The sequence below is a fragment of the Algibacter sp. genome, assembly GCF_029245835.1.
In the GTDB taxonomy this organism is placed as follows: Bacteria; Bacteroidota; Bacteroidia; order Flavobacteriales; family Flavobacteriaceae; genus Algibacter_B.
The window spans coordinates 1-15,071 of the sequence record NZ_JAQWOO010000003.1; the positions used below are offsets into that span (position 1 = coordinate 1).

General features: G+C 31.3%; 14 protein-coding genes and 1 pseudogene. 14 read left to right on the top strand and 1 reads right to left on the bottom strand.

Annotated elements, in window-relative coordinates; all coding sequences use genetic code 11:
• The 13 genes and pseudogenes from P8K68_RS00325 to P8K68_RS00385 form a co-directional block, all read left to right on the top strand.
• Window positions 1-119 (top strand): annotated as a pseudogene (locus P8K68_RS00325) (IS1595 family transposase); the annotation flags it as partial.
• Window positions 120-294: 175 nt separating this feature from the next.
• Window positions 295-1,485, top strand: coding sequence for a pyridoxal phosphate-dependent aminotransferase (locus P8K68_RS00330; protein ID WP_300247064.1), 1,191 nt, complete (start codon window positions 295-297; stop codon window positions 1,483-1,485).
• Entirely contained in the window at window positions 1,485-2,498 is a 1,014-nt protein-coding gene (murB, locus tag P8K68_RS00335; RefSeq protein ID WP_300247066.1) for a UDP-N-acetylmuramate dehydrogenase, read from the top strand. Before P8K68_RS00330 ends, murB begins: the two co-directional genes overlap by 1 nt.
• A 134-nt stretch (window positions 2,499-2,632) precedes the next feature.
• Complete coding sequence (locus P8K68_RS00340; protein ID WP_300247068.1) at window positions 2,633-3,166, top strand: RNA polymerase sigma factor; 534 nt, start codon at window positions 2,633-2,635, stop codon at window positions 3,164-3,166.
• Window positions 3,167-3,174: 8 nt separating this feature from the next.
• Entirely contained in the window at window positions 3,175-3,963 is a 789-nt protein-coding gene (locus tag P8K68_RS00345) for an anti-sigma factor (RefSeq protein ID WP_300247070.1), read from the top strand.
• Window positions 3,964-4,195: 232 nt separating this feature from the next.
• A complete protein-coding gene (locus P8K68_RS00350; RefSeq protein ID WP_300247072.1) occupies window positions 4,196-4,399 on the top strand; it encodes a membrane or secreted protein in 204 nt (67 codons plus the stop codon).
• A 6-nt stretch (window positions 4,400-4,405) separates the two neighbouring features.
• The gene (locus P8K68_RS00355) at window positions 4,406-5,518 is read left to right on the top strand and encodes a glycosyltransferase (RefSeq protein ID WP_300247074.1); all 1,113 of its coding nucleotides are present in this window, start codon (window positions 4,406-4,408) and stop codon (window positions 5,516-5,518) included.
• Window positions 5,509-6,054 (top strand): sigma-70 family RNA polymerase sigma factor, encoded by a 546-nt coding sequence (locus P8K68_RS00360; protein ID WP_300247076.1) that lies wholly within the window; start codon window positions 5,509-5,511, stop codon window positions 6,052-6,054. The genes P8K68_RS00355 and P8K68_RS00360 overlap by 10 nt, the downstream gene beginning before the upstream one ends.
• Window positions 6,055-7,269 carry an Nramp family divalent metal transporter gene (locus P8K68_RS00365; RefSeq protein ID WP_300247077.1) on the top strand — a complete coding sequence of 405 codons (1,215 nt, stop codon included), beginning with the start codon at window positions 6,055-6,057 and terminating at the stop codon, window positions 7,267-7,269.
• A 237-nt stretch (window positions 7,270-7,506) separates the two neighbouring features.
• Entirely contained in the window at window positions 7,507-8,235 is a 729-nt protein-coding gene (locus P8K68_RS00370) for an HNH endonuclease (RefSeq protein WP_300247079.1), read from the top strand.
• A 380-nt stretch (window positions 8,236-8,615) separates the two neighbouring features.
• Window positions 8,616-9,494 (top strand): lipoyl synthase, encoded by an 879-nt coding sequence (gene lipA, locus P8K68_RS00375; protein ID WP_300247081.1) that lies wholly within the window; start codon window positions 8,616-8,618, stop codon window positions 9,492-9,494.
• 2 nt (window positions 9,495-9,496) lie between these two features.
• Window positions 9,497-10,513 (top strand): type I glyceraldehyde-3-phosphate dehydrogenase, encoded by a 1,017-nt coding sequence (gap, locus tag P8K68_RS00380; protein WP_300247083.1) that lies wholly within the window; start codon window positions 9,497-9,499, stop codon window positions 10,511-10,513.
• Between the two features lie 64 nt (window positions 10,514-10,577).
• The gene (locus P8K68_RS00385; RefSeq protein WP_300247085.1) at window positions 10,578-12,779 is read left to right on the top strand and encodes an ATP-binding protein; all 2,202 of its coding nucleotides are present in this window, start codon (window positions 10,578-10,580) and stop codon (window positions 12,777-12,779) included.
• Here the strand turns inward: P8K68_RS00385 and lpxK are convergent.
• Window positions 12,769-13,767 (bottom strand): tetraacyldisaccharide 4'-kinase, encoded by a 999-nt coding sequence (gene lpxK, locus P8K68_RS00390; RefSeq protein WP_300247087.1) that lies wholly within the window; start codon window positions 13,765-13,767, stop codon window positions 12,769-12,771. The genes P8K68_RS00385 and lpxK overlap by 11 nt on opposite strands.
• 209 nt (window positions 13,768-13,976) lie before the next feature.
• Between lpxK and P8K68_RS00395 the strand changes: the two genes are divergently transcribed.
• A complete protein-coding gene (locus P8K68_RS00395; RefSeq protein WP_300247134.1) occupies window positions 13,977-15,071 on the top strand; it encodes a Nif3-like dinuclear metal center hexameric protein in 1,095 nt (364 codons plus the stop codon).

A 15,071-nucleotide genomic window follows, 5' to 3' on the forward strand; every position in this document is an offset into this window, starting at 1 on the left:
AAATTAAAGGAAAATATCTCCAATTATACTTAAATGAATTCGTCTATAAACTAAATCGTAGATATTTTGGAGACCAACTCTTCGATAGGCTTGTTATTGCTAATATCACAGGATTATGACTTATAACGGATATTCAAAAATATTTTTTAACAACTAAGTATTTTAAATAAATCAAGACCTTTAACACCCTGAACTTAAATACCTAACCTAGGAGTAAACTTTAAATTATTTACCTATGATTTTAAAAAAACTTCAAGATAATTTTCTCAACTTTGTAACTTAAAACCATTAAAAATGCCAATAATATCTAAGAAAGGTCATAATATGTCTGCTTCACCTATTCGAAAACTTGTTCCTTATGCAGAACAAGCTACTAAAAATGGGAAAAGTATCTATTACTTAAATATTGGACAACCAGATATAAAAACTCCAGAAGTTGCCTTAGAAGCTGTTAAACAAAATGATATAAAAATTTTATCTTATTCTAGGTCTGAAGGCTCTGAAGATTATAGAAAAAAAATCGCAAACTACTATCTAAAAAATAATATTTCAGTTAATCATGATGATATTATTGTAACTACCGGAGGAAGTGAAGCACTTCTTTTTACTTTTGGAAGTGTCATGGACATTGATGATGAAATTATTATTCCTGAACCTTTTTATGCTAATTATAATGGGTTTTCTCAAGCATCTAGTGTAAAAGTAGTACCCGTAATTTCTAAAATTGAAGATAATTTCAAATTACCACCAATTGAGGAATTTGAAAAATTAATTACAAAGAAAACAAAAGCCATACTAATTTGTAACCCCGGAAACCCTACTGGCTACCTTTATTCTAAAGCAGAAATACAAAAACTTGCTGCCATAGTAAAAAAGCATGACTTGTTTTTAATTGCTGATGAAGTTTACAGAGAATTTGTATATGATGGCCATACCCATTATTCTATTATGCAAGAAGACGGGTTAGATGATTATGCCATTATGATTGACTCTGTTTCAAAACGTTATAGTATGTGTGGCGCTAGAATTGGTTGCTTAGTATCAAAAAACAAGAGTGTTATTCAAACGGCACTAAAATTTGCTCAAGCGAGATTAAGTCCACCTACGTATGCTCAAATTGCTAGTGAAGCTGCTTTAGATACACCACAAAGCTATTTTGATGATGTTATAGAGGAATATGTTGAACGCAGAAACACATTAATTTCTGAATTACAAAAAATTGATGGTGTAAAAGTTGCAAAACCTAAAGGTGCTTTTTACTGTATTGTAGAATTACCCGTTAAAAATTCTGATTATTTTGCACAATGGCTTTTAGAGGATTTTGAAGTTGATAATGAAACCATTATGGTAGCTCCAGCTGCGGGATTCTACTCCACTGAAGGTGTTGGCTTAAACCAAATAAGAATAGCTTACGTACTTAATAAAGAAAGCTTAATTAAGGCAGTACATATTTTAAAAGAAGCTTTAAAAGTTTATAAAGATTAGTGCACATTCAAAATAACATATCATTAAAACCTTACAATACTTTTGGTATTGATGTTACAGCAAAACATTTTGTTTCAGTTAGTAATATTGAAGATTTAAAACAGGTTTTATCCTTAAAAGAGTATCCTAACAAACTTATTTTAGGAGGTGGTAGTAATATGCTACTTACCAAAGATTTTATTGGTCTTGTAATTCATATAAACCTTAAAGGCGTAAAAATTATTTCAGAAGAACATGATTCTGTCATAGTTAAAGCTAATGCAGGTGAAAACTGGCATGAATTTGTACTTTGGTGTATCAAAAATGATTTTGGTGGCATTGAGAATTTATCCTTAATTCCTGGTAATGTTGGCACTGCCCCAATTCAAAATATTGGCGCTTATGGTGTAGAGTTAAAAGATACTTTTGAATCATGCGAAGCCATATCGTTGGACACAAAATCTATGCAATCGTTTTCTAAATCAGATTGTAATTTTGACTATAGAAATTCTATATTCAAACAAGAAGCTAAAGGCAAGTATATCATTACTAGTGTTAATTTTAAACTATCAAAAAACAACCATAATCTAAGTATTAAGTATGGGGCAATTACGTCTCAATTAAAGATAATGGAAGTTAGTAAACCTACAATTCAAGATATTTCAAAAGCGGTTATAAGCATTAGAGAAAGTAAATTACCAAACCCAAAAGAAATTGGAAACAGTGGTAGTTTTTTCAAAAATCCAGTAATTTCAAAAAAATATTTTAACAGCCTTATTGAAAACTTTAAAGACATACCTAGCTACCCGGTTTCAGAAAGCGAAGTAAAAGTACCTGCTGGTTGGCTTATTGAAAAAGCAGGATTTAAAGGGAAACGGTTTGGTGATTATGGTATTCATAAAAATCAAGCATTAGTTCTTGTTAATTATGGAAACGCCAAGGGTAATGATATACTAAAGCTTTCTAAATTAATTCAAAAAACAGTGCATCGTCTTTTCGGAATTTCTATTGAAGCTGAAGTTAATATCTTATAATTTAAAAGTCTATGAAACGATTTCTGTTTCTTAAAATGCGGTTAAAAACAAAAACTTCAAACGAATTCTAAAAGAAATTTCTAACTTTGGAGAAACATTTACCACACAAACGTAGACGCAAAAAATAGCCCATCTTGATTTCACCAATAGAAAAGCAAATAGTTACTTTATTACAAAATAGCGATAAAAAAGCTATTAGCTTACTCTATGAAAATTATGCAGATGCTTTATTAGGAGTTATTAAAAAAGTAATTGCTGATGATGATACAGCTCAAGATGTCCTTCAAGAAACGTTTGTAAAAATTTGGAGGTATGCAAAAAAATACGACTCAAGTAAAGCTAAATTATTCACTTGGCTATATAGAATTGCATATAATACAGCTATTGATAAAACACGTTCACAAAAAAATAAAAACACTAATGAAGTCCAAATGGAGACTTCAACCGTATATAAAGTAACATCCAACGAACTAAATCAGGATGTATTAGATATAAAAAAACATCTAAGTAGCTTAGATGAAAAATATCAAATAGTGATTAATGCACTCTTTTTTGAGGGCATGACGCAGCAAGAAGCTAGCGACGAATTAGAAATTCCGTTAGGAACAATAAAATCAAGATTAAAAATAGGATTACGTGAATTGAAAAAAATTTACGACCCTCAATAAATAAAGTCATGAATGAGAAAATAACTACTTTTTTAAATTCTGGCCTATTAGACAAATATCTATTAGGTGAAACTACTACTGCAGAAGCAGAAATGGTGGAGTCTTATATTACAAGATACCCAGAAATAGAAAACACCTACAACACCATGCAATACAACCTAGAAGTGGTTGCAAAAGCAAATGCTGTTGAAGCACCAAAAAACATCTTAAATACTATTTTAGATGAACTTGATGACACTCCTGTTGTTAAATTAAAAACGTCTTATACATATAAGAAATGGTATAAATTTAGTATTGCTGCTAGTATTGCTGCATTAATTTTTGCTGGAACTTCATATTTATTTTATAACCATAACCAAAAACTTTCAAACGAAAATCAGGTTGTCGTTGAAGAATTGTTTGATTTACGAAGTGATATTGAGCAAAACAACAAAATGCTCGATAAAGTTATGAGACAGCTTTTAAAGCTCAACAACCCAGAAACTGAAAAATACATAATAAAAGGAAACGAACGTGCTAAAGATTTAAAAACTGTAGCTTATATAAATCCTAAAGAAAAAACATCAATGATTGATGTGGTTTCGTTACCAGAATTACCAGAAGAACAATGCTACCAAATATGGGCAGAGTTACAAGGCAAGATGGTTAACTTGGGTATTTTAGACAAAGCAGATAGAAAACTTAGAAACATTCCTTACATGGAAGATGCACTTGCATTAAGTATAACTATTGAACCTAAAGGTGGTAATTCTATAGCTTCTACACGAAATTCTGTGGCACAAATTAATTTACAATAAGATTAATAGTAATAAAACAAAAAGCCTCATTTTCTATGTGAAATGAGGCTTTTCTATTTATGATTATTCGTTATCAAAGAATGAGTTTAATTAATTTTGATCACTTTTTATTAAAAAAATCTTCTTTACCATAAATGTTACCGTTTAAAATTATTCTAATAGAAATAGGGTTCGCTTCTTCTAAATTTATGAACTAAAGTCCTATCTTTGCATAAATTATTACAAACTCTAGATGAAACTTTTTTTAATAACCGTCGTGCTTTTAGGATTAGGAATAGCAGGAATTGCCATTAAAATTTGGGCTAAAAAAGACGGCAAATTTGCTGGAACTTGTGCTAGCCAAAACCCTATGTTAAATAAAGAAGGGGAATCTTGTGGTTTTTGCGGAAAAACACCAGATCAATACGCAGACTGTAACGAACCTCAACATTCATAATATTTCATGGGGTTTCTTGATTTTATGTTCTACGGGTTTGTAGCTGTAGTTTTTATTCAAGCTTTTTTTTATGTTTTTTTCTTCGGAAGATTTGCTTTTTTAAAACAAAAACAAGTTACTCCAAAAAACATAGCTATTTCTGTTATCATTTGTGCTAAAAACGAAGCAGAAAACTTAAAAACATTCCTCCCTTTAATAATAGAGCAAGATTACCCAGATTTTGAAATTGTTCTCATAAATGATTCGTCAAAAGATAATACTTTAGACGTTATTCATCACTTTTCAAAATTACATAATAATATAAAAGTAGTTGATGTTAAAAATATTGAAGCCTTTTGGGGAAATAAAAAATATGCTTTAACACTAGGCATAAAAGCTGCAAAAAACGATTATCTTTTATTTACTGATGCAGATTGCAAGCCTGTATCAAAATATTGGATAAAAGAAATGAGTAGTCATTTTAGCAATAAAAAATCTATTGTATTGGGTTACGGTGCATATTCAAAAAATAAAAAATCGTTTTTAAATAAACTCATTCGTTTTGAAACGCTTATCACTGCCGTAAACTATTTTTCGTTTACCAAATTTGGCTTACCATACATGGGTGTTGGACGAAATTTGGGGTATACTAAAAAAGAATTTTTTGATGCCAATGGCTTTATTAACCATATAAAAGTACGTTCTGGAGATGATGATTTATTTATAAATCAAATAGCCACGCCTCAAAATACAGCTATCTGCTATTCAAAAGAAAGCTTTACAGAATCCATACCAAAAAAGACATTTGCTGCTTGGTTTAAACAAAAAAGGCGTCACATTTCAACAGCAAAACATTACAAAATGAAGCATAAAGTGTTATTAACACTCTTATACGTTTCAAATGTATTGTTTTGGTTATTAGCAATTATACTATTAGTCGTAGTATTCCATTGGAAAACGGTGTTATGTTTGTTCATTTTTCGGGTTGTATTACAATACACCATATTCGGAATTTCAACAAAAAAACTTAATGAAACAGATTTATTAGTTTTCCTTCCTTTCCTTGAAATCTTTCTAATTATTGCGCAATTAACTATCTTTATAAACAATCTTATCTCAAAACCTAACCATTGGAAATAGAGGAAGCCATTACGCGTGCGAAAAAAAATGATCAAAAAGCATTTAATTATTTATTGGATACTTTCTGGGATAATGTTTACGGGTTTCAGTTAAAACGAACTCATAATGAGAATGATGCTGAGGATATTACCATACAAACATTCTCCAAAGCATTTGATAAAATTGAAACCTTTGATGAAAAATACACCTTTAAAACATGGCTAATTACCATTTCTAAAAACATTCATATTGATTTATTGCGAAAAGAAAGGAATTCAATTACGCGCGTTATTTCAGAAGATGACAGGGAAATATTTGAAGTTTTAGATGAATCACCTTCAGCTGAAGATAAATTGATTACAGAACAGCATTTAGCAAAACTACTTCGTGATATTAAAAAATTAAAACCTCATTATCAAGAAGTTATAAATCTCCGCTATTTTCAAGAATTAAGTTATAAAGAGATTTCTAAGGAGCTTAAAGAGCCCATGAATAATATAAAAGTTAAGTTACTTAGGGCAAAAAAATTATTAGCTGAAATCATTAGAGAAAAGTAAATGATTGCTAAACTCAAAAATCTAGGTCCAGGATTATTATTTGCTGGTGCAGCTATAGGCGTTTCGCATTTAGTGCAATCTACCCGTGCTGGCGCAGATTTTGGTTTAGGTTTAATTTGGGCATTACTTTTAGTAAATCTATTTAAATATCCGTTTTTTCAATTTGGCCCTCGTTATGCTACAGCCACAGGCGAAAGTTTATTAGAGGGTTATTTAAAACTAGGAAAAGGGGTTTTAATGGTATATTTCATAATTAGTTTAGCAACTATATTCACCATTCAAACAGCAGTTACCATAGTTACAGCAGGATTAGCATCTTCGCTTTTTGGAGATTTAATTAGTGTTAAGCTATGGACCGTAATTATTCTAGCTATATGCTTAAGTCTATTAATTTTTGGAAAGTACAAACTACTAGATAGGTTAATAAAAATAATTATCATCACGCTAACCATTAGCACTTTAGCAGCGGTAAGTATGGCTTTATTTAATAATACTAATACCCTTTATTTTACACAAGTACTACCTGAAAACGGTTTAGAAATCGCCTTTTTAATTGCCTTTATGGGTTGGATGCCTGCCCCTTTAGATATTGCCGTTTGGCAGTCTTTATGGTCTATTGAAAAGCATAATGATACCAAATCATATTCCACTAAATCGGCACTATTTGATTTTAATGTAGGCTATATTGGAACCATTTTTTTAGGGATTGGGTTTGTACTTTTAGGCACGTTAGTAATGTTTAATAGCAGCGAAACGTTTAGTAATAAAGCGGGGCTTTTTTCTAGTCAGTTAATTAAAATGTACACCACTAGTCTTGGTGATTGGGCTTATATTATTATTGGTATTGCGGCTTTTACGACTATGTTTAGCACTACTTTAACAACCTTAGATGCATCACCTAGAGCCATGGCAAAGGCTACACAGTTACTCTTTAAAAAAGCCACTAAGTTTAATTATACATTTTGGATTAGTTTGCTCACACTAGGTACTATTTGTATCTTTTTCTTTCTAGAATCAGAAATGGGTTTACTCATAAAAATCGCTACAATTTTGTCATTTATAACAGCGCCTTTTTATGCCATTATCAATTACAAATTAATTTCTAGCAAGCATACTCCAAAGGAATGGCAGCCCTCTAAGTCATTACACCTTTTAAGTATTTCAGGTATTATTTTTTTGATAGGTTTTAGTGTTTGGTATCTGACTACGCTTTAATTTTTATCTGTACTTTTCAAATTGAGCATTTCTATGCTTTAAATAAGTAAATGAACACTATTCTTTTATAAGTATCCCCTTTTAACAAGTATCACTTAAACTAATTGACAACACTTGACTTTGTAAAAAATTTCAGCTACCTTCGTTCCTGTCTGCCTACAGGCAGGTAACGTCGGATATAAAACATTAAAACGATTTTATATTCGCAAGAACTTTGTGTGCAAGCTGAAAAAAAATATGGCAACAGAATTAACTAAAACTGAATGGATTGAAATTTTGCTCGATGAAAAAATCACGAATGAAATGGATATGCTTATGTTTCAATCTCTTTATTCGTTTCAAGAACAAAAAGCACCAGCAAGTCAAATTGGACTTTTAATGGGTTATACTGGAAAAAATACAGCTGGTCCTTTAAATTTAGAAATTGGGCGATATGCAAAACGTATTTCGGAATTCTACAAAATTGACTTTACAGCAAGAAGTGCAAGAAAATATAAATATTGGGATTTGTTTTTTAACGGTTGGGAAGACGAACCGTTTTTCATTTGGCAATTACGACCAGAACTTAAAAAAGCTCTCGAAGAAATCGAAATGACTGGCGAAGTACAGTTTGCCGAAGAAATTCCGTCTGATTTAGTTGCGAATTTAAAAGAAGGCCATAAGAAAATGATTTCTGTCAATGTATATGAACGAAACCCAAGAGCAAGAGCTGAATGTATTAAACATTGGAAAGCACTTTGCAACGTTTGTGAATTTAATTTTGAAAAAACATATGGCGAAATAGGAAAAGGGTTTGTTCACGTCCATCACTTAATTCCGATTTCAGAAATTGGCAAAACTTATCAAGTTGACCCGATAAATGATTTGAGACCTGTTTGCCCGAATTGTCACGCAATGTTGCATAAAGAAAATCCGCCATTGGAAATTAACGTATTGCGCGAATTGATTAAAGACAATAAAATATAACTGATTTTAGATTACGGAAAAGCCTGCGCACAACAACATATATAGCTCATATATAGTTAGTTGACTAAACGAAGTTAAGGCGTTTTTGGAAATCGTCAAATTTAAAAATTTGGCTTGTGCTTTATCCGAAAATAATTTTCTAATTTGCACGCAACTTTCCTTACACATCAACGTTAAACGAACCTTCCCAAAAACAAAACAAGTCTCATTTAAAAAATTAAGCCAGCAAATATACCCGCGTTAAGGATTGCAGAGGAAAGCCCACAGCTTTTGCGCCTTTAGCGCATAAGCGAGGACTTGGAACGGAAAGCCTGACCCTTTCGGTAACGCCCAAATTTTTAAAGAATACTTCGTATATTTGCATCCAACATTTTAGAGATATGAATACCGAAACTGCTTCAAATATATTACCAGAACGTGTACAAAAACCAAAATGGTTGCGTGTTAAACTTCCAACAGGAAAAAAATACACCGAACTAAGAGGTTTAGTGGATAAATATAACTTGAATACCATTTGCGCTTCTGGGAGTTGCCCAAACATGGGAGAATGTTGGGGAGAAGGCACTGCAACGTTTATGATTCTTGGTAATATTTGTACGCGCTCTTGCGGGTTTTGTGGTGTAAAAACGGGTAGACCAGAAACGGTTGATTGGGATGAACCAGAAAAAGTAGCGCGATCAATAAAAATTATGCAAATTAAACATGCGGTTTTAACGAGTGTTGATAGGGATGATTTAAAAGACATGGGAAGTATTATGTGGGCTGAAACGGTTAAAGCTGTTAGAAGAATGAATCCTGAAACAACGCTTGAGACTTTAATTCCAGACTTTCAGGGTATTGAAAAACATATAGATAGAATTATTGATGTGGCTCCAGAAGTGGTATCACACAATATTGAAACGGTGCGTAGATTAACTCGCGAAGTTAGAATACAGGCACAATACGACCGAAGTATGGGTGTTTTAAAATACTTAAAACAGCAAGGACAAAGACGTACAAAATCTGGAATTATGCTTGGTTTAGGAGAAACCCGTGAGGAAGTTATTGAAACGCTTCATGACCTTAGAGCCAATGATGTTGATGTGGTTACTATTGGTCAATACCTCCAACCAAGTAAAAAGCACTTAGCTGTTAAAGAATTTATTAATCCAGACCAGTTTAAAGAATACGAAGCTATTGGTTTAGATTTAGGATTCCGTCATGTAGAAAGTAGTGCCCTAGTAAGATCTTCTTATAAAGCACAAAAACACATAAACTAAATATGATTCATGTTGCTATCAATGGTTTTGGTAGAATTGGTAGACGCGTTTTCAGGTTACTTCAAAATCAAAAAAATATTCAAGTTGTTGCTATAAATGATTTAGCAGACGCTAAAACGTTGAGTCATTTACTTAAATATGATAGTGTGCATGGTGTTTTTGATGGTGAAGTATCTCATACCGAAAATGAAATTATTACTAACAATAGACCTATTCCGCTTTTAAATCAAAAACACCCAAAAGATATTAACTGGAAGCCTTTTAATGTTGACTTTGTAATAGAGTCTACTGGGAAATTTAAATTAACTTCAGAATTACAACACCATATTAATAACGGTGCAAAACAAGTTATTTTGAGTGTTCCTGCTCTTGAAGACACTATTAAAACCATTGTTTTAGGCGTTAATGATGCTAGCATTGATGGTAGTGAAACTATAATTTCGAACGCATCGTGCACCACTAATAATGCGGCGCCAATGATTGCTATTATTAATAATCTTTGCGGCATTAATCAAGCATACATCACTACGGTTCACTCCTATACTACCGACCAGAGTTTACACGACCAACCGCATCGTGATCTACGAAGATCTAGAGCTGCAAGTCAATCTATAGTCCCAACTACAACTGGTGCAGCAAAAGCACTTACTAAAATATTTCCTGAACTTTCTGAAGTTATTGGTGGTTGTGGTATAAGAGTTCCTGTTATAAATGGCTCATTAACTGATATAACGTTCAATGTAAAAAAAACAGTTTCTATTGAAGATATTAATAATGCATTTAAACAGGCCGCCGAAACAAATTATAAAGGTATTTTAGAATATACTGAAGACCCTATTGTTTCTATAGATATTGTTGGAAACCCGCATTCTTGTATTTTCGATTCACAAATGACATCTGTAATAGGAAATATGGTGAAAATTATAGGTTGGTATGATAATGAAACAGCTTATTCTCAAAGAATAATAGACTTATTATGCAATTTATCGGAAAAAAAGTGTCTTTTATCGGTAAAATAATTATATTTGTCCGCAATATAAACTGAAAATGCCCCAAATAAAAAACTACATATTGACTTTTTTTATGCTAGTCAGCATCACAGCCTTTTCTCAAAAGACTATTGATGAAGATCCTGAGTTAGTACAAAATAATATCAACTACCGAATAGCGCAATCTCAAACGGAGTTAGAAAACTACAACTATTATAAAGCAAAGAAAAATCTTGACGAAGCACTAGAGCTTGCTGAAAATGCTGGTAAAAAGAAAAGTCTTGGTCTTATCTATGCTATAAAAGGAAAATTAGAACTGATTCTTGAAGAGGAAGAGAATGCCATTAAATCTTTAAACAAAGCTATTGAAATTCAACGCATTATAAATGACAATGCGAATCTTGGTAATTCTTATAAAATTTTTGGTGATGTCTATTTAGCGAAAAAAGATTATTACTCTGCCTTAGATTCTTATACTGCAGCAAAATCTAAATTTGAAGAAGAAGATTTAAATGAAGAATTAGCAGAAACATTACTGTGTGAAGGTAAAACTTATAAAGAGCTAAAAAACTATAAAAAAGCAAGAGATGTTATTGAGCAATCTTTAGCTATTACTAAAAAATACGACTACTTAAAAATACAAAGTGAAGCACTTATAAATCATGCCATAGTTTACAGTAAACTTGGTAATAATGAGAAAGCACTTGAAGTTGCTCTAGAGGGTTTACAAATTGCTAAAACTAATAGTCTTACCAATATCCTAAACGAAGGCTATTTTGTAGTTAGTAATTTATATTCTAACCTAGAAGAACATAAACGCTCAAGAGATTATTTAAATGCTCACCTAAATCTTTCTGACTCAATAAGAGGTTTAACTCGAATAAATTCGTCAAGAAATCAAGAAACTCAATTTCGATTAAATCAAGAAATAGAAAAAAACATAGAGGTTGTTAAGAAATTAGAAAAAGCTGAAGATGATAAAAACTTAGGAACACTAATCTCTATTTTAAGTGTAGCTTTAATTACTATTTTATCACTTTTAACATTATCACTTTACAAAAACAATAACATTAGGCTGAAAACAAATAATATGCTTCATAAAAAAAATGGAGAACTTATTATTGCCAAAGAAAAAGCAGAATTAGCATCAAAAACTAAGGCGAACTTCCTATCAACGGTAACTCATGAGTTACGAACACCTTTATACGCTGTTACAGGTTTGAGTAATATGTTGCTAGATGAAAACCCTAGACCAGAACAAGTTCAGCATTTAAAATCACTTAAATTTTCAGGCGATTACCTTTTAACGTTTATAAATGATATTCTTCAAATAAATAAAATTGAAGCTAATAAAGTAGATATTGAACCTGAGTCTTTCAGCCTAAAAAAGAAAATAAACAATATTATTTTAGCGCTTAATAATTCGGCTTCAGACAATAATATTAAAATTCACTTTGAATACGATAAAGACTTACCAGACCACTTTATTGCTGACCAACTTAAAATTTCTCAGATTTTAATTAATTTAATTGGAAACTCTATTAAATTTACTAAAGATGGCGACATCTGGATTCGTGTATATAAAATTGAAGAAGAAGGAAAGATATACACGCTTCGTTTTGAAGTTGAAGATAACGGTATTGGTATTAGCCAAGAAAAACAAGACCATATGTTTGAGAGTTTTTCTCAAGGTTCAATCCAAATTAACCGTAAATATGGTGGTACAGGTTTAGGACTTTCTATTGTAAAAGGGTTAATTGATATTTTAAAAGGTAAAATTTACGTAAAAAGTGAGTTAGAAAAAGGAACAACATTCTATTTTGAAATCCCTCTAGAGCAAACAAACATAAAAAAAGCTAAAGAAAATAAAGTTACTTATTTTGAAGGTAACACTAGCGATATCGATTTATCTAAGGTTAAAATTTTGGTAGTTGAAGACAACAAAATCAACCAAATGATTACTAAAAAGATTTTAACTAAAATGGACCTTCATTGTGATATTGTTGATAATGGTGAAGACGCTGTTGAAAGAATAAAGGCAAACGATTACAACATCATTTTAATGGATATTCACATGCCAGGAATAAGTGGTATTGAAGCGACTAAAATTGTAAGATCGTTTGATAAAGAACTTACTATTTTCGCGCTTACTGCAGTTACTATCGAAGATAAAATGCATGAGTTTGAAGAAGCTGGTTTTACAGATATTATTCCTAAACCATTTAAGCAAGAAGAGTTTGAGAAAAAACTTTATAATGCATTAGCAAGTAAAAAGGGAAAAACAACTAGCGCTTAACAAAATCTGTTATATGTTGATTCATTTTCAAAATATCATCAATATTTACTGTAATTGGTAAGTAATATAGTTTGTCCTTTAGAGAATCATAGTGCTTTAATCTCATAAAATCTTTTTCAGTAGTAACAATTAACTCCTTTTTTTCTAAAGCCGTTATATCTTGTTTTGAAAACATATGGTGATCATTAAAATTTAAATGCTCAAAATTCAAGTTTTTATCTTTCAGAAAATCTAATAAGGGTGTAGCATTTGCAATACCTGTTACTAGAGTAAAAGACTTTAAATCATGAAGTGTTTTCGTTTTTACAGCAGAAAATAATGTTTCCGAATATGCTATAGAGCTAAAAAACACATACTGTGTATTTTTAGGCTTAATACGTTTTATAATAGTATGCTTTTCACTTTCGTTTAAAACTTTTGGGCACTTAGTAACTACAATTATATCAGCTCTATTTGCTCCACTTCTTGGCTCTCTTAAATCTCCTGTTGGTAAAACCACATCTTTAAAATAAGGGTTAGCATAAGTCGTTAATAAAATATTAAAACCCGCTTTTACGCTTCTATGCTGGTAAGCGTCATCCAATAAAACAACATCTGGATTATACTGTTGTAAATGTTCTATTCCGTTTCGTCTATCAGAATCTACAGCGACTAGAATCTCATTTTTAAATTTAGAATAAAACTGAAAAGGCTCATCGCCAATAGTTTCAGCACTAGCCTTTGCATTAGCCAATTGAAAACCTTCTGTTTTCCTTTTATATCCTCTGCTTAGCGTGGCAACCTTATAATTATCTTTTAAAATTCGGATTAAATATTCAATCATTGGGGTTTTTCCAGTACCACCAACACTTAAATTACCAACACAAATTACCGGAAAATCATAAGAAGTCGATTTTTTAACCCCTAAATCGTATAGCTTATTTCTAAACCATGTTACCAGATAATAAATCGGAACTATTGGGAATAATATTTTTCTAATTAAGTTCATTTAAGCGAATGTAATTATTTTATCTTTGAACTCATCTTGACTTTTTATTTTTAACCAAAAATGAGTTTAATTTTTTTGATATGAAACTATTTTTGAAGGGCATAGCATCCCTAAGTAGAATAAAATAGATGAAATATAAGCGAATTTCAGAGATTTTTTAGAATATGAGAAAAGTTGAGATGAGTGCTTTAAACTTAAACACAAATAATATGATTGTACAAGACGTTATAAATCATTTAGAAGAACTTGCGCCATTAGCTTACGCCGAAGATTTTGATAATGTAGGTTTATTAGTGGGTAATAAAACACAAAAAATCACAGGTATTTTAGTCACTTTAGACACGCTTGAAGCTGTTGTAGACGAAGCTATTCAAACAAACTGCAACTTAATTATAAGCTTCCACCCTATTATTTTTAAAGGCTTAAAAAAAATAACAGGCAAAAATTATGTAGAGCGCGTGGTTATGAAAGCCATAAAACATGATATTGCTATTTTTAGCATACATACAGCGCTTGATAATACATTACAAGGTGTAAATAATATGATTTGTAATCAATTAGAATTAATAAAAAACCGTATTCTAATTCCACAAAGCGAAACCATAAAAAAATTAACCACCTATGTTCCAAAAAATGAAGCAGAACAACTCAGAACAGCATTATTTAAAATAGGTGCAGGTAACATAGGGAATTATTCCGATTGCAGTTTTAACGTAGAAGGTTATGGCACTTATAAAGGCAACGAAAACTCAAATCCCACAAAAGGCAAAAAAAATAAAACTCACACCGAAAAAGAAACGAAAATCTCAGTAACCTACTCTAAACACTTAGAATCAGAGGTACTACAAACACTTTTTAAAACCCATTCTTATGAAGAAGTTGCTTATGAAATAACAACTTTAGAAAATAAAAATCAAAATATTGGTATGGGCATGATAGGCGAATTCGCAGAACCTATGGATGAATCCAACTTTTTAAAGTACCTGAAAACTAAAATGAATACGGGATGCATCAAACATTCGTCATTTTTAAATAAAAAAATAAAAAAAGTCGCTGTATTAGGTGGCTCGGGTAGTTTTGCCATTAACGCTGCTAAAGCTAATGGTGCTGATGCTTTTGTGACTGCCGATTTAAAATACCACGATTTTTTCACTGCCGAAAACAGCATCCTTTTAGCAGATATTGGGCACTATGAAAGTGAGCAATTCACAAAAAATCTTTTAGTAGCATATCTTACAAAAAAAATTACTAATTTTGCAATCATTTTATCGAACATAGATACCAATCCTGTTAAGTATTTTTAA

Excerpts from the sequence above, each read along its gene's own strand:
- P8K68_RS00330 (WP_300247064.1), top strand. The coding sequence starts at position 295 with ATGCCAATAATATCTAAGAAAGGTCATAATATGTCTGCTTCACCTATT.
- P8K68_RS00395 (WP_300247134.1), top strand. The coding sequence starts at position 13,977 with ATGATTGTACAAGACGTTATAAATCATTTAGAAGAACTTGCGCCATTA.
- P8K68_RS00355 (WP_300247074.1), top strand. The coding sequence starts at position 4,406 with ATGGGGTTTCTTGATTTTATGTTCTACGGGTTTGTAGCTGTAGTTTTT.
- P8K68_RS00385 (WP_300247085.1), top strand. The coding sequence starts at position 10,578 with ATGCTAGTCAGCATCACAGCCTTTTCTCAAAAGACTATTGATGAAGAT.
- P8K68_RS00350 (WP_300247072.1), top strand. The coding sequence starts at position 4,196 with ATGAAACTTTTTTTAATAACCGTCGTGCTTTTAGGATTAGGAATAGCA.
- gap (WP_300247083.1), top strand. The coding sequence starts at position 9,497 with ATGATTCATGTTGCTATCAATGGTTTTGGTAGAATTGGTAGACGCGTT.
- P8K68_RS00370 (WP_300247079.1), top strand. The coding sequence starts at position 7,507 with ATGGCAACAGAATTAACTAAAACTGAATGGATTGAAATTTTGCTCGAT.
- lpxK (WP_300247087.1), bottom strand. The coding sequence starts at position 13,767 with ATGAACTTAATTAGAAAAATATTATTCCCAATAGTTCCGATTTATTAT.
- lipA (WP_300247081.1), top strand. The coding sequence starts at position 8,616 with ATGAATACCGAAACTGCTTCAAATATATTACCAGAACGTGTACAAAAA.
- P8K68_RS00365 (WP_300247077.1), top strand. The coding sequence starts at position 6,055 with ATGATTGCTAAACTCAAAAATCTAGGTCCAGGATTATTATTTGCTGGT.
- P8K68_RS00345 (WP_300247070.1), top strand. The coding sequence starts at position 3,175 with ATGAATGAGAAAATAACTACTTTTTTAAATTCTGGCCTATTAGACAAA.